The following is a 1,409-nucleotide window of genomic DNA, read 5'->3' on the forward strand; positions in this document are numbered from 1 at the left end:
ACTGGCAAAGCCATTGACCATGCACTCAAGCGCTGGCCAGCATTGGTGCGCTACGCCGACTCGGGCACGCTCCCCATCGACAACAACGCGGTCGAGAATGCGATCCGCCCGATTGCCATCGGTAAGAAAAACTGGCTTTTCGCCGGTTCGGAGCGCGCCGGCCGACGCGCTGCCGCCATCCAGACTTTACTGGGGACCGCCAAACTCAATGGCCTCGATCCGCTGCGTTGGCTTGCCAGCGTACTGGAACGTCTCCCGACGTGCCCTAACAGCCAGATCGATTCGTTGCTGCCATTTCCGAACTCTACGCAATCCTAATCCGGATGCCTAGAGTGGTAGGACTGGACGCTTACCAGCAGGCAGCCCAGGATCGTGACCGATCGTTTGTCCGGCAGCGCTTCCAAGCAAAGGGCCAGTCTGCTGCCATGGTCGATCACGCCGAGGATGGCATGCGAGCCGCCGTCCACATCAAGTTTGCCTGTCAGGTCCACACCCCAGATCTTATTTCGGTCAAGCGGACCTGGCTGCCGTCGCTTCCATTTCCTGCGCATGTCCGCAATCCGGTAGTGGTGGCGTTTGACGGTCAAGGCTACCCAGCTTTTGCTGATTGTCATGCCGCGACGGTGTCCATGCATTCTGTTGAACGTGTCTGCCAACTTCTGGCAGCTCAAGTCGGTCAGGGCCTTGAGGCGGATCACTTCGTTGATGACCCATGCTGGCTTACGGCGATGGTGTGTGGGTGTCGCTGCTTCGTGAACACGTCGAAAACGCCGGAATTTGGGCGTCGTCCAAATAAGGCGCGCGACTATTTGGACGAACAAGCGCAAGAGCCAGCACGGAATTCGCATCGGAGACGGCAAAATCGCGAAAGTATAGCGCTGTAGACCTTCAGGTTGGAATACGACGCCAACGGCAACAAGACCAAGGAAGCCGACAAGTGCGGCATCGCCAGCACGCACAATTACGAGAAGCTGAACCGCCTGACCGGCACCACGCGCGATGGCCAGCTGCCGCTCAAGCAGGAATACGACGCCAACGGCAACGTCCTGCTGGCCACCGACGCCAACAACAACACCACGGCCTTCAACTACGACCACCGCAACCTGCGCACGATGGAAAGCCGCCTGCTGGCCGCCATCTGCCGCTTCGAGCTGGACAGCATGGGCGAAGTGGCCAAGGCCACCGACCCGGAAGGCCGCGAAACGGTCAGCTGCCGGCAATATGAGCAGCCACACCGACGGCAACGGCACGGTGATCACGCGCACCTTCGACGCCCTCAACCGCGAGACGACCAAGCACTACTCGGCCAGCGATGACGGCTTCACCGACATCGGCACCGCCTACGACGCCAACAACAACATCACGTTGGCCGAGCAGAAGGGCGCCAGCACGCGCACGACCACGTTCAG

The 1,409-nt window shown here is 60.4% G+C and carries 3 protein-coding genes; 2 read left to right on the forward strand and 1 reads right to left on the reverse strand.

The genetic code is table 11. From position 1 onward, the window contains the following. On the forward strand, positions 1-318 hold a 318-nt coding region (locus H597_RS31275), incomplete at its 5' end, for an IS66 family transposase (protein WP_035374521.1). Here the strand turns inward: H597_RS31275 and H597_RS36325 are convergent. Continuing rightward, positions 315-1,220 (reverse strand): hypothetical protein, encoded by a 906-nt coding sequence (locus H597_RS36325; RefSeq protein WP_229632192.1) that lies wholly within the window; start codon positions 1,218-1,220, stop codon positions 315-317. The two genes, H597_RS31275 and H597_RS36325, sit on opposite strands and share 4 nt — an antisense overlap. A 1-nt stretch (position 1,221) precedes the next feature. Between H597_RS36325 and H597_RS35930 the strand changes: the two genes are divergently transcribed. Continuing rightward, the coding region (locus H597_RS35930) for a hypothetical protein (RefSeq protein ID WP_229632193.1) at positions 1,222-1,409 on the forward strand (188 nt) is incomplete at its 3' end.

The organism is Pseudoduganella violaceinigra DSM 15887, from assembly GCF_000425385.1.
GTDB lineage: Bacteria > Pseudomonadota > Gammaproteobacteria > Burkholderiales > Burkholderiaceae_D > Rugamonas > Rugamonas violaceinigra.